We start from the raw sequence: 23,998 nt of genomic DNA, 5'->3' as shown, positions 1-23,998 counted from the left end.
CACGGCACCGGGCCCCGCTCGCTGATCCGGCCATGATCCGAACGAGAGGCCCTAGCTCTGGTGTCCTTCGTAGTGCGCCACCGCGTCCGCGGTGCGCCCCGCGCCGTACACCTTGAGGAACTCTGCCAGTTCCGGGTGGGTCGGGGCGAGGGAGTCGGCGGCATCGATGATGTCGCCGGCGGCCGAGACCGACCGCAGCAGCGACTGGATCTCACGGACCACACGCCGGACGGTGGGGGCGCCACCCGTGTGGGAGGTCTGGCTGGTGCCGGTGAGGACGGAGCCGCCCTGGGACTTCTTGATCTCTTCCATGCGGTCGGTGGCCTCCCCCGCGCTGACGCTGCCGTCGGCGACCTGACCGGCCAGTTCCTGGAGTGCCTGGACGCGCTGGACGACCGCGGGGTTGCCGATCTTCGCCCGCTGGCCGCTCATCAGCTGGGAGAGCATGGGGGCGGACAGCCCGAGGACCGCGGCGAGCCGAGCCTGGTTCAGGCCGAGATCATCGATCAGCCGGCGGAAGAGCGCCCCGAGAGGTTCTCCGTACCAACTGCGCTGAAGCTCCCTGGCTCTTGCCGTTGCCTCTTGCTGAGCTGCATCCATGGCGTCTCCCCTTCGCTGCGGCTTCGCTGCTGCGAACCTCGACGAGCATCTTACGGAGAGTGGTCGCCCATCGGGAGTCCCCATATTTTTGCAGGATTCCGGGGGGTACCCGGTACTCTGGTCTGCGGCGGTTGCCGAGACGCCGAAGCGTCCGGTGCTGTCCCCTTTTCGGGGCCTTAGCTCAGTTGGTAGAGCGCTGCCTTTGCAAGGCAGATGTCAGGAGTTCGAATCTCCTAGGCTCCACAGAAGAAGAAGCGGGCGCCGGAAGACTCAAGGTCTTCCGGCGCCCGCTTCTTTGTACGGGCCGGCTGCTCAGCTGTAGGGGCCGGCTCAGCTGTACGGGCCGACTCAGCGCCCTTCGTCGAGATCGGTGCCGTCCACACCCTCCGGACCGTCCGTCCCCCTGGCCCCCCCGTCGGTCTGCCCGGCCTGGGCGTCGGGGTCGAGCGAGGTCGGACCGCTGCCGTCCACCGAGGACAGCGGCCCGCGGTCGGACACCTCTGTGGGAGCGGGCGGCTCGACCAGCCAATCCGGATTGGCTTGCTTGTCCCACCACCGCCACGCGGCGTAGGCGCCGCCCGCCACGATGCCGACCACGGCGAGGCCCTTGAACAGCCGACCGGCCTTCGCCCGCCGCTCGTGTTTTCTGGCCAGCTGCCTGATCTCCTTCGCGGTGACCTGCCCGCGCAGGGCGGCCAGCGCGGCGGCGCTGCGCGCCGAGGCCTCCTCGGCCATGGGCTGGGCGACGGACATCGCGTGGCCGACGCGCGGGACGGTGTAGTCGGCGGCGGTACGGGCGGCCCGGCGAGTGCGGAGCGCGGCACGCTGGGCCGCCTCGTCGACCTTGGGGGGCACATGAGCACGGGCCTGTTCGAGACGTGGCGCGAGATGTGCGTCGTACTGGCCGCGGGCCTGCTGGGCTGCCTTCGACATTTTCGGCGCGAGTCGCGTGCGAGCCTCGCACGCGAGCTGCGCGGCCTGGTCCTTGGCTGTGCCGGCGTAAGGCGCCACCACTTCCGCGGCGTGCTGCACGCTGTCCTTGGCCGAGTCGGTTGCGGCGCGCACGCTGTCGATGCGGGTCACGGGATCCTCCTCCTTGGTGGCGGGTAGGCACTCCGCCTTTCCACCCATTTCGAGATCATGCCTGCCGGAGACCCGTACGGCATGCGGGACGGGCATCCGGGTCATTCGACCCATGAGTGATACCTCGGGGCAATGCGGTGCAAGGGGAGCTTGCCGACGACAATGCCACGGTTCGGCTCAGCCCGCGCCGGGGCGTCACGCACTTGGCCGCATTTGTTCCTGCGGCAAGCGGACGGAAGGGTTTCGGGCAAGTCGCAGGCGAGCGGGGCGGAGCCGGCCTCGGCGCACGATGCGCGGAATCGGGCAAGAAGGTGAGCGAGGCGCGTTCGGGGTGGCGGCCGGGCGCCGGAGCGGACAGGCCGTGCAAGGATCGGTGGACGGCATCGAAGACTTAACGTCACCGAAGACTTACGGAAGGCAGATCGTGGCTGAGCAGCTTTACGCCACCTTGAAGACCAACCAGGGCGACATCGAGATCCGGCTTCTGCCGAACCACGCGCCCAAGACGGTCAAGAACTTCGTGGAGCTCGCCAAGGGCGAGCGCGAGTGGACGCATCCCGAGACCGGCAAGAAGTCCGCGGAACCGCTGTACGACGGCACCGTCTTCCACCGGGTCATCAGCGGCTTCATGATCCAGGGCGGCGACCCGCTGGGCAACGGCACCGGCGGCCCGGGGTACGAGTTCGGTGACGAGTTCCACCCCGACCTCAGCTTCAACAAGCCGTACCTGCTGGCCATGGCCAACGCCGGCCCGGGTACCAACGGCTCGCAGTTCTTCGTGACCGTTTCCCCGACCGCCTGGCTGACCGGCAAGCACACCATCTTCGGTGAGGTCGTCGACCCCGCCAGCCAGAAGGTCGTGGACGCCATCGCCGCCACCCAGACCAACGCCCGCACCGACCGCCCGCTGCAGGACGTCGTGATCGAGTCGGTCGTCATCGAGAACCGATGATCGCCAGTGGTCGTCGCATGATCACGCTCTGATTGTCCTTTCGGGGAACCAACGGCCCTGCTCGTCCGTACTTGTTACATAGCGGACGAGCAGGGCTGCGTTGTGCGTACTGCCGCCACGACGAGGACCGAAGGAGCCGGGAAGTGAGGGGACCGATGGACCAGCAGCCACCGGCAGACCGGGACCGGACCGCCGCCACGGACGGCTCGCTCAGCTGCTACCGCCACCCCGGCCGCGGGACACACATCCGGTGCACCCGCTGCGACCGGCCGATCTGCCCCGAGTGCATGGTCAACGCCTCGGTCGGCTTCCAGTGCCCGGACTGCGTCCGCCAGGGATCCGGTACGGGACACGGCCCGGCCGCGAACACGCCGCGCACCGTCGCGGGCGGCAGCATCACCGCCGATCCCCGGCTCATCACCAAGATCCTGCTCGGTATCAACGTCGCCGTGTACATCGCCGTGCTGGCGAAGGGCGACGCGCTGGTCAACGAGCTGGTGCTGCTCGGCCGCGCCACGACGCACTTCGGCGGCCCGCTGGAGGGCGTCGCCGAGGGCCAGTGGTACCGGCTGGTGACGTCGATGTTCCTGCACCAGGAGATGTGGCACATCGTGTTCAACATGCTGGGGCTGTGGTGGCTCGGCGGCCCGCTGGAGGCGGCGCTCGGCCGTGCCCGCTACCTCGCGCTCTACATGCTCTCCGGCCTGGCGGGCGGCGCGCTCACCTACTGGCTCTCCGCACCCGTACAGGGTTCGCTCGGTGCCTCCGGGGCGATCTTCGGTCTGCTGGGTGCCACCGCTGTGCTCATGCGCCGGCTCAACTACGACATGCGCCCGGTCTTCGTGCTTCTCGCGGTGAACCTGGTCATCACCTTCAACCCCTGGGGCGGAATCGCCTGGCAGGCACATGTGGGCGGTCTGATCGCGGGCACGCTGATCGCGATCGGCATGGTGCACGCACCCCGAGAGCGGCGCGCACTGGTGCAGTACGGCACCTGCGCCCTGGTCCTGGCGGCCGTGGTCGTCATCGTCCTCGCCAGAACGGCAGCGCTGACCTGAGCGAACGGGGCCGGGGGCGCCACGCCGCGTACGGACGCGGCGGCTACGGACGCCGAAACACTCACGGCTGCGGGCGCCGATGTGGACGCGGTGCGGAAGCCGGTATCGACGTGGCCGCGGACGCCGATACGGACGTGGCCGGGGGGCACCGATCTCCGGTTGTCCCCTCGGTCAGTTGTCCACAGCATCAGTTGTCCACAGCGCGTGCCGAATCCTGTGCATTCTGTGGGAACAACTGTGCCCCTTGTCGCTGAGCTGGGTTTTTCCAGCAGGGACAAGGGGCGTGCCACCCCTGGATGAGGGAGGCTGCAGTCACATCGGCGTCAACAGCCAGGGAGTTATCCACAGATCGTCTGACCTTTTCCCCTGCCTGTGGATAACGCTGTGGGTAACTCGGGGCAAGGCTTGCCGGACCGCGCCTCGCCGTGAGATCACCTGCTCCGCCGCGCTACTTCCACTGCGTGGAGACCCCGAAGCCGCCGGCGATGAAGCCGAAGCCGACGACGATGTTCCAGTTCCCCAGCGACTTGATCGGGAGATCGCCGTCGGTCACGTAGAAGACGACGATCCAGGCCAGGCCGATCAGGAAGAGCGCCAGCATCACCGGCGCCACCCAGCTGCGGCTGGTCAGCTTAATGTTGGTTGCCTGCTTCGCCGGAGGGGGCGTGAAGTCGGCCTTCTTGCGGATACGTGACTTCGGCACGAGGAACTCTCCTGTCGATGCGCTGCGTGACCGCGCAGGGAACTGTGGCTGGCGCCGGGGCAGGGACGCGAGGGGGAATGCTGCCTCCCCCAGGCGTCCGTTAGCGTAGTGCTTCCGTGGCGCCGAAGGAGATAAGGGTACGTTGAGCAATTCTGCCGACTCCCCCGAAGGGCCGGTCCGGCGCACCTTCCGGCACCCGTCCCGGGTGCTCACGGCTGCCGTCTTCGCCCTCGCCGGACTGATCTTCGTCACCAGCGCCAACACGGCCAAGGGCACCAACATCCGCACCGACTCCTCGCTGCTGAAGCTCTCCGACCTCATCCAGCAGCGCAGCGGCAAGAACGCGGAGCTCGACGAGACCACCGCATCCGTCCGCGGGGACATCGACACGCTCGTCCGGCGCGACGACGGCAGTACCAAGGCCGAGGACGCGCGGCTCAAGGCGCTGGAGCGCGCCGCGGGTACGGCAGAGCTCTCCGGGCGGTCCGTGGCCGTCACCCTCGACGACGCCCTGCCCAACGCCACTGCCAACCCCGGCTACCCCGACCCGCAACCCAATGACCTGGTCATCCACCAGCAGGACCTTCAGGCGGTGGTCAACGCCCTCTGGCAGGGCGGCGCCCAGGGCATCCAGGTCATGGACCAGCGGCTGATCTCCACCAGCGCGGTCCGTTGCGTGGGCAACACGCTGATCCTCCAGGGCCGGGTCTACTCCCCGCCGTACAAGATCACCGCGGTCGGCGACCCGGGCAAGCTCAAGCAGGCGCTCAACGACTCCCAGGCGATCAGCAACTACCTGCTCTATGTGAAGGCGTACGGGCTCGGCTGGAAAGTCGACGAGCACGAGGCGGTGACTCTTCCCGGCTACTCGGGCACAGTGGATCTCCACCATGCGGAGCCGGTGCGGTAGCGAGTAGCAGTGGGGAGGCCGACACGGTGTCGGTGCGACTGGTCGTGAGGACGTTCAGTGAACTCTGCATCACCGTCGGTGCCTTGATCGTGCTCTTTGTGGTGTACGTGCTGTTCTGGACCGGCGTGAAGGCCGCCGACGCGACCGAGGGACAGATCGACACTCTGCGCAATCAGTGGTCCCAGGGGCCGGTGACCGCCCCCGTACCGGACAAATCTCCGAAGCCGACGGCGCCGCCCGCCCCGCCGGCGTACCGGGACGGCAAGCCGTTCGCGATGCTCTACATACCGCGCTTCGGCAAGGGGTGGGAGTGGCCCGTCCTGGAGAACACCGAGGTCCGGACCCTGCAGAAGGGGCTCGGCCACTACACCGGAACCGCCCGTCTCGGCGCGCGGGGCAATTTCGCGGTGGCCGGACACCGGCGCACGTACGGGGACCCGTTCAAGGACTTCCCGAAGCTGCGGCCGGGCGATCCGGTGGTGCTGACGGACGGGACGACGTGGTTCACGTACCGCATCGACAAGAAGCCCTACCGGACGGTGCCGAGCGACATCGGGGTCATCGATCCCGTGCCCCGCAAATCCGGCTTCGACGGGCCCGGCCGCTATCTGACGCTGACCACCTGCGACCCCGAATGGGGCAGCAGCCACCGGCTGATCGCCTGGGCGCACCTCGACGCGACCCAGCCTGTGACCGACGGCAAGCCGGCAGCTTTCCACAGCTGACCCACGCCCCTGCCCCGGCCCTCTAGTCTGGTTCCCGTACCGAATGGAGGGGACAGCATGTACGGCTGGATCTGGCGGCATCTGCCGGGCAACGCATGGGTGCGCGCGCTCATCTCGCTCGTGCTGGTGCTGGCCGTCGTCTACGCGCTTTTCCAGTACGTCTTCCCGTGGGCGGAGCCGCTGCTTCCGTTCGGCGATGTGACGGTCGACGGCTCGACCGGGACGGGGGCCGGCCGGTGAGCGCCCGCATCCTTGTTGTGGACAACTACGACAGTTTCGTCTTCAACCTCGTCCAGTACCTCTACCAGCTCGGCGCCGAGTGCGAAGTGCTGCGCAACGACGAGGTGACCACGGCACACGCTCAGGACGGCTTCGACGGTGTCCTGCTGTCGCCCGGCCCGGGGACCCCGGAGCAGGCGGGTGTCTGCGTCGAGATGGTCCGCCACTGCGCGGCCACGGGCGTCCCGGTCTTCGGGGTCTGCCTCGGAATGCAGTCGATGGCGGTGGCGTACGGCGGGGTGGTGGACCGGGCCCCCGAGCTGCTGCACGGCAAGACCTCGCTGGTGACCCACGAGGGCACCGGCGTCTTCACCGGCCTGCCGTCCCCCTTCACCGCGACCCGCTATCACTCGCTCGCCGCCGAACCCGACACGGTTCCTCCGGAGCTGGAGGTGACGGCGCGCACCGCCGACGGCATCATCATGGGGCTGCGCCACCGTGAACTGCCGGTGGAGGGCGTGCAGTTCCATCCGGAGTCGGTGCTGACCGAGCACGGCCATCTGATGCTGGCCAACTGGCTGGCGCGGTGCGGCGACACAGAGGCTGTGGCGAGGTCGGCGGGGCTCGCGCCGGTGGTGGGCAAGGCCGCCGCGTGACCGCACTCCGCCCCGAGCACGACGCCGGACAGAACGGCCCGTACGAGCAAGGAGCGTACGAGGCCGCGGGCGCGTTCGAGGCGGCGGTCGACCGGCTGGCGGATCCGCTGAACGATCCGCTGCCGGGGCAGCACGCCTCGCCGTGGTTCCGGTCGGGCGGCATCCCGCCGGAGGAGGCGGGTGCAGGGCAGGAGAGGGGACGCGGGCGAGGGCAGCACCGCGCCCCGGATCAGCAGCCACGGGCGCAGACGCAGGCACCGGGGTCGGCAGGGGCTCCTCAGGGGGCACGGAGCCCCGAGGAGACCCCGCGGGAGTGGTACGACCCCGAGGGGTTCGAACGGGACTGGTACGGGCAGCAGGCGCCCGCGACGACGTCTGCGCCGACGCCCTCCCCGGCGCCCGAGGCGGACCCCATCTCTCCTCCCCCCGCGCCGCTCCCGATGTACGACGCGACGGTCGGTCCGCGGACGGCGGACCCCCGGAGCCCGGCCGGTCGGCCGGTGGCGCCCCAGCGGTCGACCCCCGGGCCGGATTCCGGGTTCGGACCCGAGCCGGAGCCGGAGCCGGAGCCGGAGCCAGCGGCGGTGAGCTTCGAGGAAGCGGGCGCCGGGGCCGAGGGGACCGATCCGGAACCGCGTACCGGAGGCCGTGCCGAACGCCGACGCGCCGCGAAGGGGCGCGGCCGCCGACGCGCCGAACCGCGCCCGGGGACCACGGGGCCGACCACCGCGCCGGGCGGGAAGCCGATGTCGCGCGTCGAGGCACGGCGGGCGGCGCGCGCGGCCAAGGACAGCCCGGCCGTGGTCGCCAGCCGGGTCACCGGGGAAATGTTCATCACCCTCGGTGTACTGATGCTGCTGTTCGTCACGTACCAGCTGTGGTGGACGAATGTGCGTGCCGACCAGTACGCCGGCAAGGAGACGCACAAGATCCAGGACGACTGGGCGAAGGGCGACCGCAATCCCGGTGTCTTCGAACCGGGGCAGGGATTCGCCATCATCCACATCCCCAAGCTGGACGTGGTCGCTCCGATCGCCGAGGGCATCAGCAAGGAGAAGGTCCTCGACCGGGGCATGGTCGGCCACTACAGCGAGGGCACGCTGCGCACCGCGATGCCGTCGGCCAAGCAGGGCAACTTCGCCCTGGCGGGCCACCGCAACACGCACGGCGAGCCGTTCCGCTACATCAACAGGCTGCGCCCCGGGGACCTGATCGTGGTCGAGACGCAGGATGCGTACTACACGTACAAGGCGACGAAAACTCTTCCGCAGACATCTCCGTCCAATGTCTCGGTGATCGGCCCGGTACCGCCTGGTTCGGGGTTCACGGGGCCGGGCCGGTACATCACGTTGACGACCTGTACGCCGGAATTCACGAGTACGTACCGTTTGATCGTCTGGGGCAAGATGGTCGACGAACGACCGCGTAGCAAGGGGAAGCCCGACGCGCTCGTCGGCTGAAACATCATCACGACAGGGGCGGGTGCGGTGACAGCGAGGACCGAGCACGAAAAGCGAGTCGGTGAAGCCGAGTCCCCGTCACGGCGCAGGGACCGCCATCCCGTCGCGACGGCGGTCAGCTTCTTCGGTGAACTGCTGATCACTGCAGGCCTGGTGCTCGGTCTCTTCGTCGTCTACTCCCTCTGGTGGACGAATGTGCTCGCCGACCGGGAGGCCACCAAACAGGGGCACACCGTCCGCGACCGCTGGGCCGGTGGACCGGGCGCGCTGGACACCAAGGACGGCATCGGCTTCCTGCACGTCCCGTCGATGAAGAACGGCGAGGTGCTGGTCAAGAAGGGCACCGACACGGAGAACCTCAACGACGGCATCGCGGGCTACTACACGGACCCGGTGAAGTCGGCTCTCCCCTGGGACGAGAAGGGCAACTTCACCCTGGCGGCACACCGCGACGGGCATGGTGCCAAGTTCCACAACATCGACAAGGTGAAGACGGGGGACGCGGTCGTCTTCGAGACCCGGGACACCTGGTACGTCTACAAGGTCTTCAAGGAGCTTCCCGAGACGTCGAAGTACAACGTCGACGTGTTGCAGGCGGTGCCGAAGGGTTCGGGAGCGAAGAAGCCCGGCCGCTACATCACGTTGACGACCTGTACGCCGGTCTACACGTCGAAGTACCGCTACATCGTGTGGGGCGAGCTGGTGCGTACCGAAAAGGTGGACAAGCACCGTACGAAACCGGCGGAGCTGCGTTAGCCGATACGACGAGTAGAGCCCGAAGTCGCAACCATTCCTTGCGACTTCGGGCTCTGTGTTGTCGTGGCCTGCCGGCCCGACGGCTTACTTGTCACGTGAACGGCAAAGGGCCCCGGTCACCGTTGAGGTGCCGGGCCCGATGGCGATCGGTGCGGCTCGCGGTCAGTGCCGCCGGCCGGACGGACCGCCGAAGATGTTGCCGTCTCCACCACCTTGCATGGTCTGCACGGTGACGGCGCTGTTCTTGTCGACCTGCTCGTTCGCGCCGGGTTGGAACGCGATGACCCTCGCGTTGTCGTCACCCGGGCCTTGCACCTGGCCGAGTTGCAGACCCGCCTGAGCGAGCAGGCCCTTCGCCTCTGCGAGGGTCCTGCCCTGCAGGTCGGGAACGGTGGCCTTCTCCGGCTGCTGCGGGCCCTTCGAGACCGTCAACACGATCTGGGCGGTCAGCGGCTGCATCGAGTCCGCGGGCGGGTTCTGGCTGATGACCTGGCCTGCGGGCTTCTCCGAATCGACGTCGGTCCTGGAGACGTTCTTGAAGCCCACGCCGTTGAGCTGAGCCACCGCGGCGTCGTAGTCCCGCTCGGCCACGTTCGGCACCGGCTGGGTGGCCTGCTTGGCGACCGTGATCGTGACCTCGGAGTTCTTCTCGGCCTTCGTTCCGCCGTCCGGGTCCTGCTTGACGACCGTACCCGCGGTCATCTCGGCGGACTCGACCGCGGTGACGTTCACAGTGAAGCCCTTGTCCTCAAGCTTCTTGCGGGCGGTTTCCTCCGTCTTCTCCACGACGTCCGGGACCTCGACCTTCGGGGCGCCGGTGGACATGACGACCGTGACGGTTTCCTTCTCCGCCATCTTGCCGTCCGCGGTCGGTGACTGGCTGCAGATCTTGCCCTTGGGCTGCTCCTCGCAGGGTTCGCGCGAGCCGACCTTGAGATTGACTCCGGAGTTGTCCGCGAGCCGCTGTGCTTCCTTCAGGGTCGAGCCGACCATGTTCGGCACATCGACCTTGCCTCCGTCGCCCTTGTTGTCACTGAACACCGCCCGGCCGATCAGGATCGCGCCGATCAGCACCAGGACGCCCGCGCCGATCAGCAGGATCGTGGAGGTGTTGCTCTTCTTCTGGCGGCGCCGGTCCGGGCGGTCGTCGTAGCCGCCGTCGTCCGAGTTGACCGGGGGCAGCATGGACGTGGGCGCGCCGTTCTGGTCTGCGGCACGCAGCGCGGTGGTGGGCTGATCGTTGCCGTACCCCTCGTAGCCGCCGTAGCCGGGAGCGCCCATAGCCGCGGTGGCGGCGACCGGCCGGCCGTCGAGGTAGGCCTCGATGTCGGCACGCATCTCGTCGGCCGACTGGTAGCGGTAGTCGGGGTCCTTGGTGAGCGCCTTCAGCACGATCGCGTCCATCTCGGGCGTGATCTCGGGGTCGAAGTTGCTCGGCGGCTGCGGCTCCTCCCGTACGTGCTGGTAGGCCACCGCGACCGGTGAATCGCCGACGAACGGCGGCCGGACCGCCAGCAGCTCGTAGAGCAGGCAGCCGGTGGAGTACAGGTCGGAGCGCGCGTCGACCTGCTCGCCCTTCGCCTGCTCCGGGGAGAGGTACTGGGCGGTGCCGATGACGGCCGCGGTCTGGGTCATCGTCATACCGGAGTCGCCCATGGCGCGGGCGATGCCGAAGTCCATGACCTTGACCTGGCCGGTGCGCGTCAGCATGACGTTCGCCGGCTTGATGTCACGGTGGACGATGCCCGCGCGGTGCGAGTACTCCAGCGCCTGGAGGATGCCGACGGTCATCTCCAGGGTGCGCTCGGGCAGCAGCTTGCGCCCGGAGTGCAGAAGTTCCCTGAGCGTCGACCCGTCGACGTACTCCATCACGATGTACGGGATGGAGACCCCGTCGACGTAGTCCTCGCCGGTGTCGTAGACCGCGACGATCGCCGGGTGGTTGAGCGAGGCGGCGGACTGGGCCTCACGGCGGAACCGGGCCTGGAAGGACGGATCGCGGGCCAGATCGGCCCGCAGTGTCTTCACAGCTACGGTGCGGCCGAGCCGGGTGTCGTGTGCGAGGTAGACCTCGGCCATGCCACCACGACCGAGCACCGAGCCCAGCTCGTACCGGCCGCCGAGGCGACGCGGCTCTTCCATAGCGGTAGACCTCTCCCTGAACCGTCCACGTACGGGTGCCTGGAATACGGTACCCGTCGAGGCAAATCAAACCCGGCGCTGCCCGGAGCCGATACGCGACCGGTACAAACGGTCCTGCTCGGCGAGCGATGGCGGGTGCGGGTCGTGTGACATCCGCACGGGCCGTGCAGCGGCGCGACGTGTGAGTGCGGAGATGATGCGGCTTTCGGTATGGTTTCGTTGCATATGCGGAGTTTGTTCAATCGCCGGTGTCCGGGGCGCCTTCCGTCAGCCCGGCGCTCTTTGCGTCAGCGCTTCCGTAGCGCAGTTCGTTTCCGAGTGGTCCGACTACCGTTGAAGTAGAACTCATAGCTGCCCTTGTCCGCTCCGGATATGCAGGTTTCGGCCGCGGCCGGGACGGTCGTCGTAATGGTGACGGCCGCGGCTGCGGAAACGCCGGCTATGAGCAGGGAAAATGCCTTCTTCATGTGGGTACCCCTCCCTGGACTGGCCAGTCGATGGGAAAGGATCGACCGTTTTGTGAACGGGCGGCCGTTTGCTGTGTCCTCTCAACTGGTTGATCTCGGGGGCGTAATCAGCCCCGACCTCGAAGGGTAGGGAATCCACACTTGGTGTGACGGAGATCATGCGCGCACGCGCCCGCACCCGGCCGTACGCGTACGACGACCGGGTGCGAGTGGGCGAGCAGGGGCGCGGAAGGCTTACCTGTTGCGTGCCAGGACTGCCTTCATCACCTCGCGGGCGATCGGCGCGGCCAGGCCACCACCCGAGATGTCATCGCTGACCGCGGCGCCGTCCTCCACCACGACAGCGACGGCGACCGGAGATCCCGCCTTGGTCTTGGCATAGCTGATGAACCAGGCGTACGGCTTCTCGCTGTTGTTGAGGCCATGCTGGGCGGTACCGGTCTTGCCGCCGACCTTGACGTTGGGGATCTGCGCGTTGGTACCGGTGCCGTTCTGGACGACGGTCTCCATCATCTGCTGGAGCTTCTGAGCGTTCGCGGCCGAGAGCGGCCGGCTGAACTGCTCCTTCTCGTGGGTGTAAATGGCGTCCAGACTGGGTGCCTGGCGTTCGGCGACCATGTACGGCTGCATCAGCTTGCCGTCATTGGCGACCGCGGCGGCGACCATGGCCATCTGGAGCGGGGTGGCACGGTTGGAGGCCTGGCCGATGCCCGCCATGGCGTTCTGCGGCCGGTTGTCCTTCGGGTAGATGCTCGCGACGGCGCGGACGGGAGTGAAGATCTCCTTGTTGAAGCCGAACTTGTTCGCTTCCTCGATCATCTTGTCGTTGCCGAGGTCGTCGCTCATCTTGCCGAAGACGGTGTTGCAGGACCACCGGAGCGCCTCGCGGAGCGAAGCGTCCTTGCACGGGATGTTGCCCTCGTTGTTGAGGTTGTCGGTGGACAGCGGCAGCCGCCAGGGCAGCGGGGAGTCAGTCTTGGCGTCGATGTCGGAATGGAGGCCGTTCTCCAGGGCCGCGGCGGCCGTCACGACCTTGAAGGTCGAACCGGGCGGGTAGGTTTCGCGCAATGCCCGGTTGAGCATCGGCTTGTCCTTGTCGTTCAGGAGCACCTGCCGCGCCTTGCTGTCCTTGTCGGAGTTGCCCGCGAAGACCGAGGGGTCGTACGAGGGCGTGCTGGCGAGGGCGAGGATCGCGCCGGTCCGAGGATCGAGGGCGACCACCGCTCCCTTCTTATCGCCGAGCCCCTTGAAGGCGGCTTTCTGGGCATCGCCGTTGAGGGTGGTGACGATGTTGCCGCCCTGCTTCTCCTCACCGGTGAACATCGACATTGTTTGGTTGAAGAAGAGCTGGTCGTCATTGCCGGTGAGGATGCCGTCCTCGATCTTTTCGAGCTGTGTCGCGTCGAAGGCCTGCGAGGAGTAACCGGTGACAGGGGCCCACATGGGGCCGTTCTTCCAGACCCGCTTGTACTTGAAGTCGCTGCCTTTGGTCTCGACGGAACCCGTGACGGGGTTGCCGTCGACGATGATGTTGCCGCGCTCGTGCGCGTAACGCTCGATGCGGACGCGGCGGTTCTCGTCCCGGCTGTTCAGTTCGTCGGCGCGGACGTACTGCAGGTAGTTGGTCCGCACGAGCAGGGCGAGGATGAGGACGCCGCAGAAGATCGCGATCCGGCGGAGGGGCTTGTTCACGGTCGGACCACCTGGGTCATCTCGGCGTCGGAGGACGGGGCGGGGGCCGGGGCGGGCCGACGGGCGGTGTCGCTGATCCGGATCAGAATGGCGATCAACGCCCAGTTGGCCAGCACGGAGGAACCGCCGGCTGCGAGGAACGGCATGGTCATACCGGTCAGCGGAATGAGCCCCATGACACCGCCGGCGACTACGAAGACCTGGATGGCGAAGGCGCCGGAGAGGCCGATCGCGAGGAGCTTGCCGAACGGGTCTCGGGCTGCGAGAGCGGTGCGTACGCCGCGCTCGACGATGAGACCGTAGATCAGCAGGACCGCCATCATTCCGGCGAGGCCGAGCTCCTCACCGACAGTGGCGAGGATGAAGTCGGCGTTGGCGGCGAAGCCGATCAGGTCCGAGTGGCCCTGGCCCCAGCCGGTACCGAGAGTGCCTCCGGAACCGAAGGACATGATCGCGTTGGAGATCTGTTCACAGGCACCGTCGCTCTGGAAGCAACCGAACGGGTCCTTCCAGGCGTTCACCCGGGACTGGACGTGATGCTCGAAGGTGGCGACACCGACCGCTCCGGCCGCGGACATCAGCAGACCGAAGACGATCCAGCTGGTCCGTTCCGTCGCGACGTACAGCATGATGACGAAAAGGCCGAAGAACAGCAGCGACGTGCCGAGGTCGGTCTCGAAGACCAGGATCAGGATCGACAGCGCCCAGATGACCAGAATCGGTCCGAGGTCACGGCCACGCGGCAGGTAGAGCCCCATGAAGCGTCGGCTGGCCAGCGCCAGCGCGTCACGTTTCACCATGAGATAGCCGGCGAAAAAGATCGCAATGATGATCTTGGCGAACTCTCCCGGCTGGATCGAGAAACCCGCGATCGTGATCCAGATCTTGGCGCCGAACTTGCCAGGGAAGAACATTGGCAGGATCAGCAGGATCAGCGCCACGACCATGGAGATGTACGTGTAGCGCTGCAGGATGCGGTGGTCCTTGAGCACGAGCAACACGGCGACGAACAGCGCGACACCGATTGCGGAGTACATCAGCTGCCTGGGCGCGGAAGGGGTGAAGACGCCGTACTGGTACTTGGCCAGCGAGATCAGCCGGTCCGACTGGTCCAGCCGCCAGATCAGCACCAGGCCCAGGCCGTTCAGCAGGGTCGCCAGCGGCAGCAGCAGCGGGTCCGCGTACGGCGCGAACTTGCGGACCACTAGGTGGCTCACGCCGCCGAGCAGGATGAGCCCGCCTCCGTATCCGAACATGCCGGACGGGAGTTTGCCGTCGATGGCGAGTCCGACATTGGCGTACGCGAACACCGAGATGGCGATGGCGAAGACCATCAGTCCCAGCTCGGTGTTGCGGCGGCTCGGTGCGTCGATCGCGCCGATCGTGGTCGTGTTGGTGACAACGCTCATGGTGCTGAAGGCCCCCTACGGCTTTACTGCTTACCGCACTGCGGGACCAGCTTTTTCTCTTCCTCCGAGAGGCTGGGACCAGGAGCGGGCGTTGCGGTCGGCTTGGTCTTGGTGGCACCGGACGTCTTGGTGACGTCCGAGCCCGTACCCTGGGCTTGGCCCTCGTCGGAGCCGGCCTTCTCGGCCGCGCGTTGCTGGGCGTCCTTCTCGCAGGCGGATGCCTGGACGGCGAGTTCACTGATCTTCTCGCGCGCGGCGGTGAGGTTGCCCTCGGCGATGGTCGCCTCGACCTGCTTGCGCTGGTAGGGCGGAAGGTACTTGAGTTCGATCTCGGGGTGGTCCTTCTCGATCTCCGAGAGCGAGACCCACGCCAGGTCCTGGCTGATGCCGCGGAACAGCGCCACGTGTTCGTTCTTCGCGCCGACGTAGAACTGGTTCTGCGTCCAGCGGTACCCGCCGTAGAGACCGCCGCCGACGACGGCGAGCGCGAGCACGACGTAGAAGGACCTCTTGAGCCACTTGCGGCCGCCGCCGGGCTTGACGAAGTCGTCGTCGGTGTAGGAGTCGAAGGAGCCGTCCGGCATCCCGTCGTAGCCGACGCCGTCACCGCTTCCGGGCGGGCCGAAGCCGCCTGCGGGCGGCGGGACGGGGCGGCCGAGGCCGGCCGCTCGTCCGGCGGGGGTCTGCATGGCGCCGCCGTCGTTCAGCTGGGCGGCCTGGTTCTCGGCGACCGCGCCGACGATGACCGGGGTGTCGTTGAGCTGTCCGGCCAGGGTGTCGTTGCTGTCGGCGTCGAGGACGTCGGCGACGATGCAGGTGATGTTGTCCGGGCCGCCGCCGCGCAGAGCGAGCTGGATCAGCTCCTGGATGGTCTCCTGGGGGCCCTGGTAGCTGGCGAGGGTCTCTTCCATCGTCTGGTGGGAGACGACGCCGGAGAGCCCGTCGGAGCAGATCAGGTAGCGGTCGCCGACCCGGACCTCACGGATGGAGAGATCGGGTTCGACATGGTCGCCACTGCCCAGCGCACGCATCAGTAGGGCGCGCTGCGGGTGGGTGGTGGCCTCTTCCTCGGTGATCCGGCCCTCGTCCACCAACCGCTGCACCCAGGTGTGGTCCTGGGTGATCTGGGTGAGTACGCCGTCGCGCAGCAAGTACGCGCGGGAGTCGCCGACGTGGACGAGGCCGAGGCGCTGGCCGGTCCAGAGCAGGGCGGTGAGCGTCGTGCCCATGCCTTCGAGCTGGGGGTCCTCCTCGACCATCATGCGCAGCTGGTCGTTGGCGCGCTGGACCGCCGTACTGAGGGAAGTGAGGATGTCCGAGCCCGGGACGTCGTCGTCGAGCTGGACGAGTGTGGAGATCACCTCGGAGCTGGCGACCTCGCCGGCTGCCTGGCCGCCCATGCCGTCGGCGATGGCGAGAAGGCGCGGACCGGCGTAGCCGGAGTCCTCGTTGCCTTCTCGGATCATGCCCTTGTGCGATCCGGCGGCGAAGCGCAGGGAAAGACTCATACGCACCTCGCCCGTCGGCTCGGGGTACAGCCGGTCTCGAGCCACACTGCCCACCCTCCGGTCGGGAGCCGGGCCGGGTCCGTTGCCCGGGCCGCCGCGACTCGCTCGCTCCGCTCGCTCATTGTCGTACTACTTCCGCAGCTCGATGACGGTCTTGCCGATCCGGATCGGCGCGCCCAGCGGAACAGGTGTCGGGGTGGTGAGTCGGGTCCGGTCGAGATACGTGCCGTTGGTGGACCCGAGATCCTCGACGATCCACTGGCCGTCACGGTCGGGGTAGATCCTGGCATGCCTGCTGGACGCGTAGTCGTCGTCCAGGACGATCGTTGAATCGTGGGCCCGGCCCAGCGTGATGGTCTGTCCCTGGAGCGCCACCGTGGTGCCGGTGAGAGTGCCCTCGGAGACGACCAGCTTTGTGGGTGCCCCCCGGCGCTGGCGGCCGGGCTGCTGGCGCTGCTGCGGCGGTGCCGCGGCATTCTGACGCGTCTGTTGCGGTCGTGTGTCGGTCGCGGTGCGGCGTGAGCCGCGCTGCGTGACGCGCGTTCCGAACAGATCGCTGCGGATGACCTGGACGGCCACGATCACGAACAGCCACAGAACAGCCAGGAAACCTAGCCGCATGACCGTCAGGGTCAGCTCTGACATTGCCCCCGCTTCACCCTTCGGCTTGCCGGTAAACGATGGTGGTGCTGCCCACGACGATCCGCGAGCCGTCGCGGAGCGTAGCGCGGGTTGTGTGCTGCCCGTCCACCACGATGCCGTTGGTGGACCCGAGATCCTGGATCGTCGAGGGCGTTCCGGTCCGGATCTCACAGTGCCGACGCGATACGCCGGGGTCGTCGATCCGCACGTCGGCTTCGGTGCTGCGTCCCAGCACCAGCGTCGGGCGGGAGATCTGATGGCGGGTGCCGTTGATCTCGATCCAGCGCCGCACCTGCGCGTTCGGCAGGGGGCTGGGCCCGGCCGGCGGGTGCCGGTCGGTACTGGGCGTTCCGGGCCTGCCGGCGCCCGGCGGCGGGGCCGCGGGCATGGGCGGGGCGGAGCTGGGTGGGTAGCCGTAGCCACCGGTGGGCTGCGGGGCACGCCCCGGACCCGGACCCGGGTGCGGGGGCTGGCCGGGCTGTCCCGGCCGGCCCTGGGGCTCCTGCTGCTGTGACGAACTCGATGCCAGGGTGCGGCTGCGTACCCGATAGAGCCCGGTGTCGAGGTCGTCGGCCTTCTCCAGATGGACCTTGATGGGGCCCATGAAGGTGTACCGCTGCTGCTTGGCGTAGTCACGGACCAGGCCGGAGAGTTCGTCGCCCAACTGACCTGAGTACGGGCTGAGTCGCTCGTAGTCGGGAGTGCTGAGTTCGACGATGAAGTCGTTGGGGACGACGGTCCGCTCACGGTTCCAGATCGTTGCGTTGTTGTCGCACTCGCGCTGGAGGGCTCCCGCGATCTCGACCGGCTGGACCTCGGACTTGAAGACCTTGGCGAAGGTGCCGTTGACCAGACCTTCGAGACGCTGCTCGAAACGCTTCATGACTCCCATGGGGCACCTCCTCCGTCGTAGTCGTCCCTGTACTGCTTACTGATCGTATCCACGCGTCGGGAAATCGGCTGGTTCCCCTTGTCTGCCCTGTGGATGAGTGTCACCTCTCACACGGATCGTAGAGGCGGCCTCCTGACAGTGTCCCGCACCAGGGGTGCACTGAGGAGGAGTGGGGGCGGCCGCTCGGCGTTCCCGGTTCCCGCCTGGCGTTCGGTGAAACAACGGATGTGAATCCACCCTGTCCAGCGTGCTAATCTTCCGGATGTCGCCAGGAGCTCGCACCAAACGGTGAGAGAAACTGGAAACACCACTCTTGCGCGAGTGGCGGAACGGCAGACGCGCTGGCTTCAGGTGCCAGTGTCCTTAGGGACGTGGGGGTTCAAATCCCCCCTCGCGCACAAGAGAGAAGCCCCACAGAGCCAACGGCCTGTGGGGCTTCTTCGTTCCCCGGTGGACACCGATATTTCGTCGGTGGTTGGCGACGCTCGTGGGTGCCGGGTGCCGGGTGCCGGGTGGCGTTCGTCGGTGCTCCCGGGTGTCCCAGGCTGCTGTACGGCGGGCAGGGGCTCGGCGAGGCGCGGGCGACTTTCGTCGCGGGCGGGTGCGACGAAAGTGGGGCGTCGTGAGCGTGCGGGGCTGCCTAGGGTGCAGGGTGTGTACGCGATATCGAAGCTCCGGGCCGGGTGGCAGTGGTGTGCGGCGCCCGAGCTGTGGTCCCGGCGCAGGACGGCCGGAGAGGCCGTGGTGGCCGTGGTGCTCGGGTTGCTCGCGGCCGGGACGGAAGAGCTGCTGCGCAGCGGTGAGCTGAGACTTTGGACGGTCTCGGCCCTGGTCGTGGTGCTGTCCCTGATGAGGCGACGGCTGCCGGTGGCCGTGCTGGTGGCCACGGCCGCCCTGGCCGGGCTCTCTGATGGCTTTGCGCCGCTGCTGATGGTGGTGGCGTGGAGCTCCGGGCGCCGGATCGCCGGAGCCGGGCGGGCTCTGGGGGCTTTTACCGCTGCGTACGCGCTCTACGTGGGTCTGGCCGTCGTGGTGAACTGGGCCGGGTTGCGGCCGCTGACCCAGGTGCTGTTCACCACCCTCTACTTCCTGGCGACGACACTCGTGCCCGGCCTCGCCAGCCGCTACTGGACGCAGCGCCGGACCCTGCTGCACGCCTTGCAGGAACGCAATGCCCAGCTCGTCCGGGAGCGGGTCATGATCGTGGGGCAGGCGCGGCTCATGGAGCGCCAGCGGATCGCCCAGGACATGCACGACAGCCTCGGCCACCGGCTGGCACTGATCTCTGTCCACACAGGCGCGCTGGAGGTCGACCGCGAACTGACGGCGCGACAGCGGGAAGTGGTCGGAGTGCTGCGGGACGCCTCGGTCCACGCGATGCACGAGCTGCGCGAGGTCGTCGGCATTCTTCGCGACGGTGTCGAGGGGCCGTCGCAGGGCGGCGAGGGCGGGCAGTCGACGGCGCGGGGCACCGCGGGCATCGAGGAGCTGACGGCGACGGCGCGGGCTGCCGGCAGCGATGTCGAGCTTCGTCGTACAGGAACGGTACGGACGCTTGCGGCAGCCTCGGACCACGCGGCGTACCGCATCGTCCAGGAGGCGTTGACCAACGCGTACAAGCACGCGCCGGGTGCGGAAATTAAGGTCGAGCTGCGTTACGAGCCCGATTCCTTCGTCGTCGAGATCGTCAATGGTCCACAGCGGCAAGTGCGGCCGGTGGGTGAGGTGGTCAGCGGCGGCCAGGGGCTGCCAGGTCTGCACGAGCGGGCCCGGCTGGTCGGCGGCATGGTGCACACCGGACGGATCGAGGGTGGCGGCTTTCGGGTGGCCGGGGTGCTTCCGTACGGCGCCGACGGCATGCCCGGCGGGATGTCGGTCGCGCCGATGGTCGACGCGGAGGACGACTTCCGGCAGCAGTCCCAGGGGGTCCTGTGGGGAAACGGTGGTCCGGTCATGGACGGGACGGTTTCCGAACGGGAGTTGGCGATGAGCGGCAGCGGAAGGAAGACGGGCGGCGGGGTCGCGCTGGGCTGCGGGATAGGCGCGGGAGCCCTGGTGCTGTTGGTGCTGGCCTGTGGCTTCGGTCTGTACCTCTTGGTGAAGGAGATGGACAAGTCGATGATCGGGCCGAGTCAGTACCGGTCGATCAAGATCGGCACGGCGGAGGACGAGGTGCGGGAAGAGTTGCCTGCCGGGGATACATTCATGACGGCCGGGCTGGACGGCGAGGGGCCCAAGAAGCCGGCCGGGGCACAGTGTCTGGTCCTCATGTCCTCGGAGACGGGCGGGAACATCAACACCGAGCCGGTGTTCCGGTTCTGTTTCCGGGACGGCAAGCTGATCGAGAAGAGGTCCTACGAGATCGCCAGTAGGTGAGGCGTCCGGGACGAGCACGGGGGTACGAGTGACGGATCGGCTGATCAGAGTCGTCATTGCTGACGACGAGCCCCTCATCAGGGCCGGGATACGCATGATCCTCACCTCGGACCGATCCATCGCGGTCGTCGCGGAAGCGACGAACGGGCGGGAAGCCATCGAGCTGGTCCGCGCCCATGCGGCGGACGTGGTGCTGCTCGACATCCAGATGCCGGTGATGGACGGGCTCACGGCGCTGGCGGAACTGCGAACGGCGGCGCCGGCGGCGCGAGTGATCGTGCTCACAACGTTCGGCGAGCGGGAGAACGTCCTGCGGGCGCTGGAACAGGGGGGTGCCGGATTCCTGCTCAAGGACACCGCCCCGACCGAACTGATCCAGGCAGTGCGGGCAGCGGCTGCCGGAGATGCCTACCTTTCGCCCGGTGCCGCCCGTCATGTGGTGGATCAGCTGACTCTGGGGCGGGCGGCGGTCCGGGGTGAAGAGGCGCGGCGGCGGGTGGGGGCGCTGAGCGGGCGCGAGCGCGAAGTGCTGGCGCTTCTCGGGGAGGGACTCTCCAACGCGGAAGCGGGACGGCGGCTGCACATGAGCGAGGCGACGGTGAAGACGTATGTGAGCCGGATCCTGGCGAAGCTGGGGTGCGAGAACCGCGTGCAGGCCGCGTTGCTGGCGAGGGATGCGGGGCTCTAGGGAGCCTCAGGGCGGGCTCGGGATGGTTGGGCTGTGTTTCACGTGAAACGCCCGATTGGAAACGTTCCCGCGTGTACGAGCAGGGCCGGGGCGCGGGGTGGTTGACCGCCGGGCCCCGGCCCTTCGTACACGGTTCAGGCGGCGAAGCGGGTGGCGAGAGCCTTGGCCTTCTCCGCGGCTGCGGCGAACGCCTTGGCGCGGGAGGCGTCGGCGAGCGGAATGAGGTCGGCCATCTCGGGCTTGGACCGGGCCAGCGTCAGTTCCGGAACGATGAAGTCGACCTCGGCGCCGAACATGCTCGTCAGCAGCTTCTCCAGGTAGTTCTGGACGAACTCGGCGTCCTCGCGCGGGGTGCCGGCGGCGTACGAGCCGCCACGGCTGGCGACGACGGTGATCGGGGTGCCCGCCACGGGGCCGTCCGGGCCCGCGTTGTGGCCGACGATGATCACCTGGTCGAGCCAGGCCTTCAGTGTGGACGGAATGCTGAAGTTGTACATCGGGGCGCCGATCAGGACGGCGTCCGCCGCCGCCAGTTCGTCTGCGAGCTCCCGGCGCAAGGGATCCTCGGCGCCGGCGACGACGGCCGCGGCGTCCAGGTGGGGCAACGGGGTGGCGGCAAGATCGCGGTAGACGACCTGCCCGTCGGGGTGCTGCTCACGCCAGGCCTGCACGAAGGCGGCGCTGACGTCGCGTGATGCGGAGCCCTCGGGGAAGACGGCGGAATCGAGGTGCAGGAGTGTGGCCATGGGGGTCTCCACGGATGTCTGGGAATGACGGCGGACCGACAAGGTCATCTTTTTCGTGCGTACCTAGTAATAACATAGGGGCTTACTATTTATAAGCTGCGTATTGCGGCGCAGTACCCTGGGTGTATGGCGGAGCACAGCGAGCAGGCGTGTCGGCGGGTCGATGTGGGCATCACCCGCGTGTTCGAGCTGTTCGGCAAGCGGTGGACGGGGCAGATCGTCTCCGTGCTGATGCAGCAGCCGGTGCACTTCGCGGATCTGCGGCGGGCGATTCCGGGCATCAGTGAGCGCATGCTCTCGGACCGGCTCTCGGAACTGGGTGCGGCTGGACTCGTGGTCCGGGAGGTCGACGAGGGGCCACCGCTGCGGGTCTCGTACCGCCTGACCCGGGCAGGTGCCGCGATGGAGCCCGCGCTCAAGGAGCTTGCTCACTGGTCCAGGACGTATCTGACCTCCGATGGTCACTGTTGAGGCACGCCTGGACGGCAAGGGGGCGTCGTAAGGGTGTAGGTGCACCTGGGCCGAGTGGTCGGTGCGCTGTTCTGCCGGGTCAGGTCTTCGGCGTCTGCGGGGCGGTCGCGCTCGTATCGCCCGCCGAGTTGTAGCGCAGCAGGTACTCGGCGAACCTGGCGAGATCGTCCACCGTCCAGTCCGCGAGGCGTTCCTGGTAGGCAGCCCGGCGGCTGGCCTGCGTCGAGGCGAGTGCCTGGGTTCCGGCCTCGGTGGGGTGCAGTACCTGGATGCGGTGGTCGTACGGGTCGGGGTGGCGCTCGATCAGCCCCAGTTTCTCCAGAGCGCCGATCTGTCGGCTGACTGTTGATTTGTCCAGCATGTAGTGCGCGGCCAGATCCGTAGCGCGGCAGCCGTGCCGGTCGTCGATGTGGGCCAGCAGTGTGTACGAGACCAGGGGAAGCTCCGGGTGGAGGCGGGCCGCTGCGGCCCGTGCGCGCCGCGCGAAGGCGGTGAGCTCGCGCTGGATGACGTCCAGCGATTCTTCGCGTTCTCCGGGGGTGCCTGGCACTGGTTCGCCTTCCTTCGCCTTCCTCGGGATTTCAGTTGTATAGTACAACGGATTAAGAGTTGTAAAAGCCAACTACTGGAGTGTTCCGCATGTCCTCAGGCCCGAGTGCCGCCGTCGGCTCCACCGCCGCCGCTCTGCGTCATGTGCTGAGCCATCTCGTCACACCACTGCTGATGTGCATCGGCATGGGGCTCGCCTACCTCGGGGCGTTCCACGCTCCCGAGCCGCATGATCTGCGGGTGGACGTGGTCGGATCCGGGCCGAGCGCGCGGGTACTCGCGCAGACACTGCAGGACAAGGGTGACGGGGCGCTGAGCGTGCGCACGGTCCCCGATCGCGCGGCCGCCGAGAACCACCTGAGGAACCAGGCGAGTTACGGCGCCTACCTGCCGGGGAGGCACCCCGAGCTGCTGGTGGCGAGCGCGTCCTCCGACACCAGCGCCACGGTCGTCGAGAAGGTCTTCACCAAGGTCGCGGCCGAGCAGGGACACCCGCTGAAGGTGACCGACACCGCACCGACGGCCGCAGGCGATCCGACCGGCCAGGGCATCTTCTTCCTGCTGGTCGCGGTGAGTATCGGCTCCTACGCGTCGGTCGCGGTGATCGGCGGCGCGGGCGCGGTGCTGGGGCTGCGGATCAGGGCCGCACTGACGATCGCCGCATCCCTGGTGGTGAGCGTGATCGGGGCGGTGTTCGCCGGCCCGATGTTCGGCCTGGTGGATCACGGCCTCGGCGGTCTGTGGGCGATGGCCTGGCTCTACTCGGCGGGCATTCTGCTGATAGGCGTCGGGTTGCACACCTTCCTCAAGCGGTGGACGACGCTCGGCGTGATGGTCCTCTTCGTGATGCTCAACTTCACCAGCTCGGGCGGCATCTTCCGGCCCGAGCTGCAGCCCGGGTTCTTCGGTGCGCTGCACTCCTTCTGGAACGGTGCGGGCTTCGTCGAGGGGGTACGCAGCCATGTGTACTTCGGCGGACACGCGCTCGGTCGGCAGGTGCTGGTGCTCGCGCTCTGGTTCGTGGTGGGTCTGGCGGTGATGGGTCTGGCGGGGCTGGCCGAGGCGAAGCGGCGGAAGGCCCCAGCGGAGACGGCTCCGGCCGTCGCCGTAGCCGGATCCGTCGAGGCCGGGGGAGCACAGGGACGGAGGCGGCACGTCAGGACCGAAGCCCCGACCGGGGCGGACGGCGCGGAAGAGCTGGAGGAAGAGCTGGAAGAGGCAGTCGGCGTCTGACCAGGGCAGAGAGTCGTCCGCAGCATGTTGTCCACAGGCCGGTAGGTGAGTTTTCCACAGG

The 23,998-nt window shown here is 68.0% G+C and carries 24 protein-coding genes and 2 tRNA genes; 14 read left to right on the top strand and 12 right to left on the bottom strand.

Annotation, left to right across the window (positions count from 1 at the left end; genetic code table 11):
- Window positions 1-51: 51 nt before the first annotated feature.
- Entirely contained in the window at window positions 52-600 is a 549-nt protein-coding gene (locus tag ABZ826_RS15860) for a DNA-binding protein (RefSeq protein ID WP_361447463.1), read from the bottom strand.
- 170 nt (window positions 601-770) lie between these two features.
- On the opposite strand from ABZ826_RS15860, the gene ABZ826_RS15855 reads away from it, so the two are divergent.
- Window positions 771-843: transfer RNA gene (locus ABZ826_RS15855), tRNA-Ala, on the top strand.
- Between the two features lie 105 nt (window positions 844-948).
- Here the strand turns inward: ABZ826_RS15855 and ABZ826_RS15850 are convergent.
- Complete coding sequence (locus ABZ826_RS15850; RefSeq protein ID WP_361447461.1) at window positions 949-1,683, bottom strand: DUF5324 family protein; 735 nt, start codon at window positions 1,681-1,683, stop codon at window positions 949-951.
- A gap of 424 nt (window positions 1,684-2,107) precedes the next feature.
- On the opposite strand from ABZ826_RS15850, the gene ABZ826_RS15845 reads away from it, so the two are divergent.
- Window positions 2,108-2,635, top strand: coding sequence for a peptidylprolyl isomerase (locus ABZ826_RS15845; protein ID WP_361447459.1), 528 nt, complete (start codon window positions 2,108-2,110; stop codon window positions 2,633-2,635).
- A 155-nt stretch (window positions 2,636-2,790) separates the two neighbouring features.
- Complete coding sequence (locus ABZ826_RS15840) at window positions 2,791-3,693, top strand: rhomboid family intramembrane serine protease (protein WP_361447494.1); 903 nt, start codon at window positions 2,791-2,793, stop codon at window positions 3,691-3,693.
- 448 nt (window positions 3,694-4,141) lie between these two features.
- Here ABZ826_RS15840 and crgA read toward each other — a convergent pair whose 3' ends face one another.
- On the bottom strand, window positions 4,142-4,396 hold the full coding sequence (gene crgA / locus ABZ826_RS15835; protein WP_265543105.1) for a cell division protein CrgA: 255 nt from the start codon (window positions 4,394-4,396) through the stop codon (window positions 4,142-4,144).
- A gap of 142 nt (window positions 4,397-4,538) precedes the next feature.
- Here crgA and ABZ826_RS15830 point away from each other — a divergent pair, with 142 nt between their 5' ends.
- From ABZ826_RS15830 to ABZ826_RS15805, 6 genes are read left to right on the top strand one after another with little or no spacing between them, the layout of a single operon-like run.
- Window positions 4,539-5,306, top strand: a complete 768-nt coding sequence (locus ABZ826_RS15830) for a DUF881 domain-containing protein (RefSeq protein WP_361447457.1) — start codon at window positions 4,539-4,541, stop codon at window positions 5,304-5,306.
- A gap of 26 nt (window positions 5,307-5,332) precedes the next feature.
- Window positions 5,333-6,031 carry a class E sortase gene (locus tag ABZ826_RS15825; RefSeq protein ID WP_361447455.1) on the top strand — a complete coding sequence of 233 codons (699 nt, stop codon included), beginning with the start codon at window positions 5,333-5,335 and terminating at the stop codon, window positions 6,029-6,031.
- A gap of 57 nt (window positions 6,032-6,088) precedes the next feature.
- Complete coding sequence (locus ABZ826_RS15820) at window positions 6,089-6,271, top strand: hypothetical protein (protein WP_361447453.1); 183 nt, start codon at window positions 6,089-6,091, stop codon at window positions 6,269-6,271.
- Entirely contained in the window at window positions 6,268-6,906 is a 639-nt protein-coding gene (locus ABZ826_RS15815; RefSeq protein WP_361447451.1) for an aminodeoxychorismate/anthranilate synthase component II, read from the top strand. The genes ABZ826_RS15820 and ABZ826_RS15815 overlap by 4 nt, the downstream gene beginning before the upstream one ends.
- The gene (locus ABZ826_RS15810) at window positions 6,903-8,366 is read left to right on the top strand and encodes a class E sortase (protein WP_361447449.1); all 1,464 of its coding nucleotides are present in this window, start codon (window positions 6,903-6,905) and stop codon (window positions 8,364-8,366) included. The genes ABZ826_RS15815 and ABZ826_RS15810 overlap by 4 nt, the downstream gene beginning before the upstream one ends.
- A gap of 27 nt (window positions 8,367-8,393) precedes the next feature.
- On the top strand, window positions 8,394-9,122 hold the full coding sequence (locus ABZ826_RS15805; protein ID WP_361447447.1) for a class E sortase: 729 nt from the start codon (window positions 8,394-8,396) through the stop codon (window positions 9,120-9,122).
- Between the two features lie 162 nt (window positions 9,123-9,284).
- On the opposite strand, the gene pknB is transcribed toward ABZ826_RS15805, so the two are convergent.
- The 7 genes from pknB to ABZ826_RS15770 form a co-directional block, all read right to left on the bottom strand.
- The gene (gene pknB / locus ABZ826_RS15800; RefSeq protein ID WP_361447445.1) at window positions 9,285-11,264 is read right to left on the bottom strand and encodes a Stk1 family PASTA domain-containing Ser/Thr kinase; all 1,980 of its coding nucleotides are present in this window, start codon (window positions 11,262-11,264) and stop codon (window positions 9,285-9,287) included.
- Window positions 11,265-11,551: 287 nt separating this feature from the next.
- Window positions 11,552-11,731: a hypothetical protein gene (locus ABZ826_RS15795; protein ID WP_361447443.1), complete on the bottom strand. Its 180-nt coding sequence runs from the start codon at window positions 11,729-11,731 to the stop codon at window positions 11,552-11,554.
- 234 nt (window positions 11,732-11,965) lie between these two features.
- A complete protein-coding gene (locus ABZ826_RS15790) occupies window positions 11,966-13,423 on the bottom strand; it encodes a penicillin-binding transpeptidase domain-containing protein (RefSeq protein WP_361447441.1) in 1,458 nt (485 codons plus the stop codon).
- Window positions 13,420-14,832: an FtsW/RodA/SpoVE family cell cycle protein gene (locus tag ABZ826_RS15785; RefSeq protein WP_361447439.1), complete on the bottom strand. Its 1,413-nt coding sequence runs from the start codon at window positions 14,830-14,832 to the stop codon at window positions 13,420-13,422. Before ABZ826_RS15785 ends, ABZ826_RS15790 begins: the two co-directional genes overlap by 4 nt.
- A 23-nt stretch (window positions 14,833-14,855) precedes the next feature.
- Window positions 14,856-16,340 carry a Stp1/IreP family PP2C-type Ser/Thr phosphatase gene (locus tag ABZ826_RS15780; protein WP_361447437.1) on the bottom strand — a complete coding sequence of 495 codons (1,485 nt, stop codon included), beginning with the start codon at window positions 16,338-16,340 and terminating at the stop codon, window positions 14,856-14,858.
- A gap of 129 nt (window positions 16,341-16,469) precedes the next feature.
- Window positions 16,470-16,985: an FHA domain-containing protein gene (locus tag ABZ826_RS15775; RefSeq protein WP_361447435.1), complete on the bottom strand. Its 516-nt coding sequence runs from the start codon at window positions 16,983-16,985 to the stop codon at window positions 16,470-16,472.
- 10 nt (window positions 16,986-16,995) lie between these two features.
- Window positions 16,996-17,874, bottom strand: coding sequence for a DUF3662 and FHA domain-containing protein (locus ABZ826_RS15770; protein ID WP_361447433.1), 879 nt, complete (start codon window positions 17,872-17,874; stop codon window positions 16,996-16,998).
- 315 nt (window positions 17,875-18,189) lie between these two features.
- Between ABZ826_RS15770 and ABZ826_RS15765 the strand changes: the two genes are divergently transcribed.
- From ABZ826_RS15765 to ABZ826_RS15755, 3 genes are all read left to right on the top strand, one after another.
- Window positions 18,190-18,272 (top strand) — tRNA-Leu (locus ABZ826_RS15765).
- Between the two features lie 256 nt (window positions 18,273-18,528).
- Window positions 18,529-20,250 (top strand): histidine kinase, encoded by a 1,722-nt coding sequence (locus tag ABZ826_RS15760; RefSeq protein ID WP_361447431.1) that lies wholly within the window; start codon window positions 18,529-18,531, stop codon window positions 20,248-20,250.
- Between the two features lie 28 nt (window positions 20,251-20,278).
- Window positions 20,279-20,938 carry a response regulator transcription factor gene (locus tag ABZ826_RS15755; RefSeq protein WP_361447429.1) on the top strand — a complete coding sequence of 220 codons (660 nt, stop codon included), beginning with the start codon at window positions 20,279-20,281 and terminating at the stop codon, window positions 20,936-20,938.
- Between the two features lie 134 nt (window positions 20,939-21,072).
- Here ABZ826_RS15755 and ABZ826_RS15750 read toward each other — a convergent pair whose 3' ends face one another.
- Complete coding sequence (locus tag ABZ826_RS15750) at window positions 21,073-21,684, bottom strand: NAD(P)H-dependent oxidoreductase (protein WP_361447427.1); 612 nt, start codon at window positions 21,682-21,684, stop codon at window positions 21,073-21,075.
- A 126-nt stretch (window positions 21,685-21,810) separates the two neighbouring features.
- Here ABZ826_RS15750 and ABZ826_RS15745 point away from each other — a divergent pair, with 126 nt between their 5' ends.
- A complete protein-coding gene (locus ABZ826_RS15745) occupies window positions 21,811-22,155 on the top strand; it encodes a helix-turn-helix domain-containing protein (RefSeq protein WP_361447425.1) in 345 nt (114 codons plus the stop codon).
- Window positions 22,156-22,234: 79 nt separating this feature from the next.
- On the opposite strand, the gene ABZ826_RS15740 is transcribed toward ABZ826_RS15745, so the two are convergent.
- Window positions 22,235-22,705 (bottom strand): MarR family winged helix-turn-helix transcriptional regulator, encoded by a 471-nt coding sequence (locus ABZ826_RS15740; RefSeq protein WP_361447423.1) that lies wholly within the window; start codon window positions 22,703-22,705, stop codon window positions 22,235-22,237.
- Between the two features lie 89 nt (window positions 22,706-22,794).
- On the opposite strand from ABZ826_RS15740, the gene ABZ826_RS15735 reads away from it, so the two are divergent.
- Complete coding sequence (locus tag ABZ826_RS15735) at window positions 22,795-23,937, top strand: hypothetical protein (RefSeq protein WP_361447421.1); 1,143 nt, start codon at window positions 22,795-22,797, stop codon at window positions 23,935-23,937.
- Window positions 23,938-23,998 lie beyond the last annotated feature (61 nt).

This window comes from Streptomyces sp. NPDC047515 (assembly GCF_040643055.1).
Taxonomy (GTDB): domain Bacteria; phylum Actinomycetota; class Actinomycetes; order Streptomycetales; family Streptomycetaceae; genus Streptomyces.
Note: the sequence above shows the minus strand (reverse complement) of the source record. Positions and strands in the feature narration are given on the sequence as shown.

What these genes read in the sequence shown, in the direction of transcription:
- ABZ826_RS15860 (WP_361447463.1), bottom strand. Translation starts at nt 600, where the DNA reads ATGGATGCAGCTCAGCAAGAGGCAACGGCAAGAGCCAGGGAGCTTCAG.
- ABZ826_RS15840 (WP_361447494.1), top strand. Translation starts at nt 2,791, where the DNA reads ATGGACCAGCAGCCACCGGCAGACCGGGACCGGACCGCCGCCACGGAC.
- ABZ826_RS15820 (WP_361447453.1), top strand. Translation starts at nt 6,089, where the DNA reads ATGTACGGCTGGATCTGGCGGCATCTGCCGGGCAACGCATGGGTGCGC.
- pknB (WP_361447445.1), bottom strand. Translation starts at nt 11,264, where the DNA reads ATGGAAGAGCCGCGTCGCCTCGGCGGCCGGTACGAGCTGGGCTCGGTG.
- ABZ826_RS15795 (WP_361447443.1), bottom strand. Translation starts at nt 11,731, where the DNA reads ATGAAGAAGGCATTTTCCCTGCTCATAGCCGGCGTTTCCGCAGCCGCG.
- ABZ826_RS15785 (WP_361447439.1), bottom strand. Translation starts at nt 14,832, where the DNA reads ATGAGCGTTGTCACCAACACGACCACGATCGGCGCGATCGACGCACCG.
- ABZ826_RS15780 (WP_361447437.1), bottom strand. Translation starts at nt 16,340, where the DNA reads ATGAGTCTTTCCCTGCGCTTCGCCGCCGGATCGCACAAGGGCATGATC.
- ABZ826_RS15775 (WP_361447435.1), bottom strand. Translation starts at nt 16,985, where the DNA reads ATGTCAGAGCTGACCCTGACGGTCATGCGGCTAGGTTTCCTGGCTGTT.
- ABZ826_RS15770 (WP_361447433.1), bottom strand. Translation starts at nt 17,874, where the DNA reads ATGGGAGTCATGAAGCGTTTCGAGCAGCGTCTCGAAGGTCTGGTCAAC.
- ABZ826_RS15750 (WP_361447427.1), bottom strand. Translation starts at nt 21,684, where the DNA reads ATGGCCACACTCCTGCACCTCGATTCCGCCGTCTTCCCCGAGGGCTCC.
- ABZ826_RS15745 (WP_361447425.1), top strand. Translation starts at nt 21,811, where the DNA reads ATGGCGGAGCACAGCGAGCAGGCGTGTCGGCGGGTCGATGTGGGCATC.
- ABZ826_RS15735 (WP_361447421.1), top strand. Translation starts at nt 22,795, where the DNA reads ATGTCCTCAGGCCCGAGTGCCGCCGTCGGCTCCACCGCCGCCGCTCTG.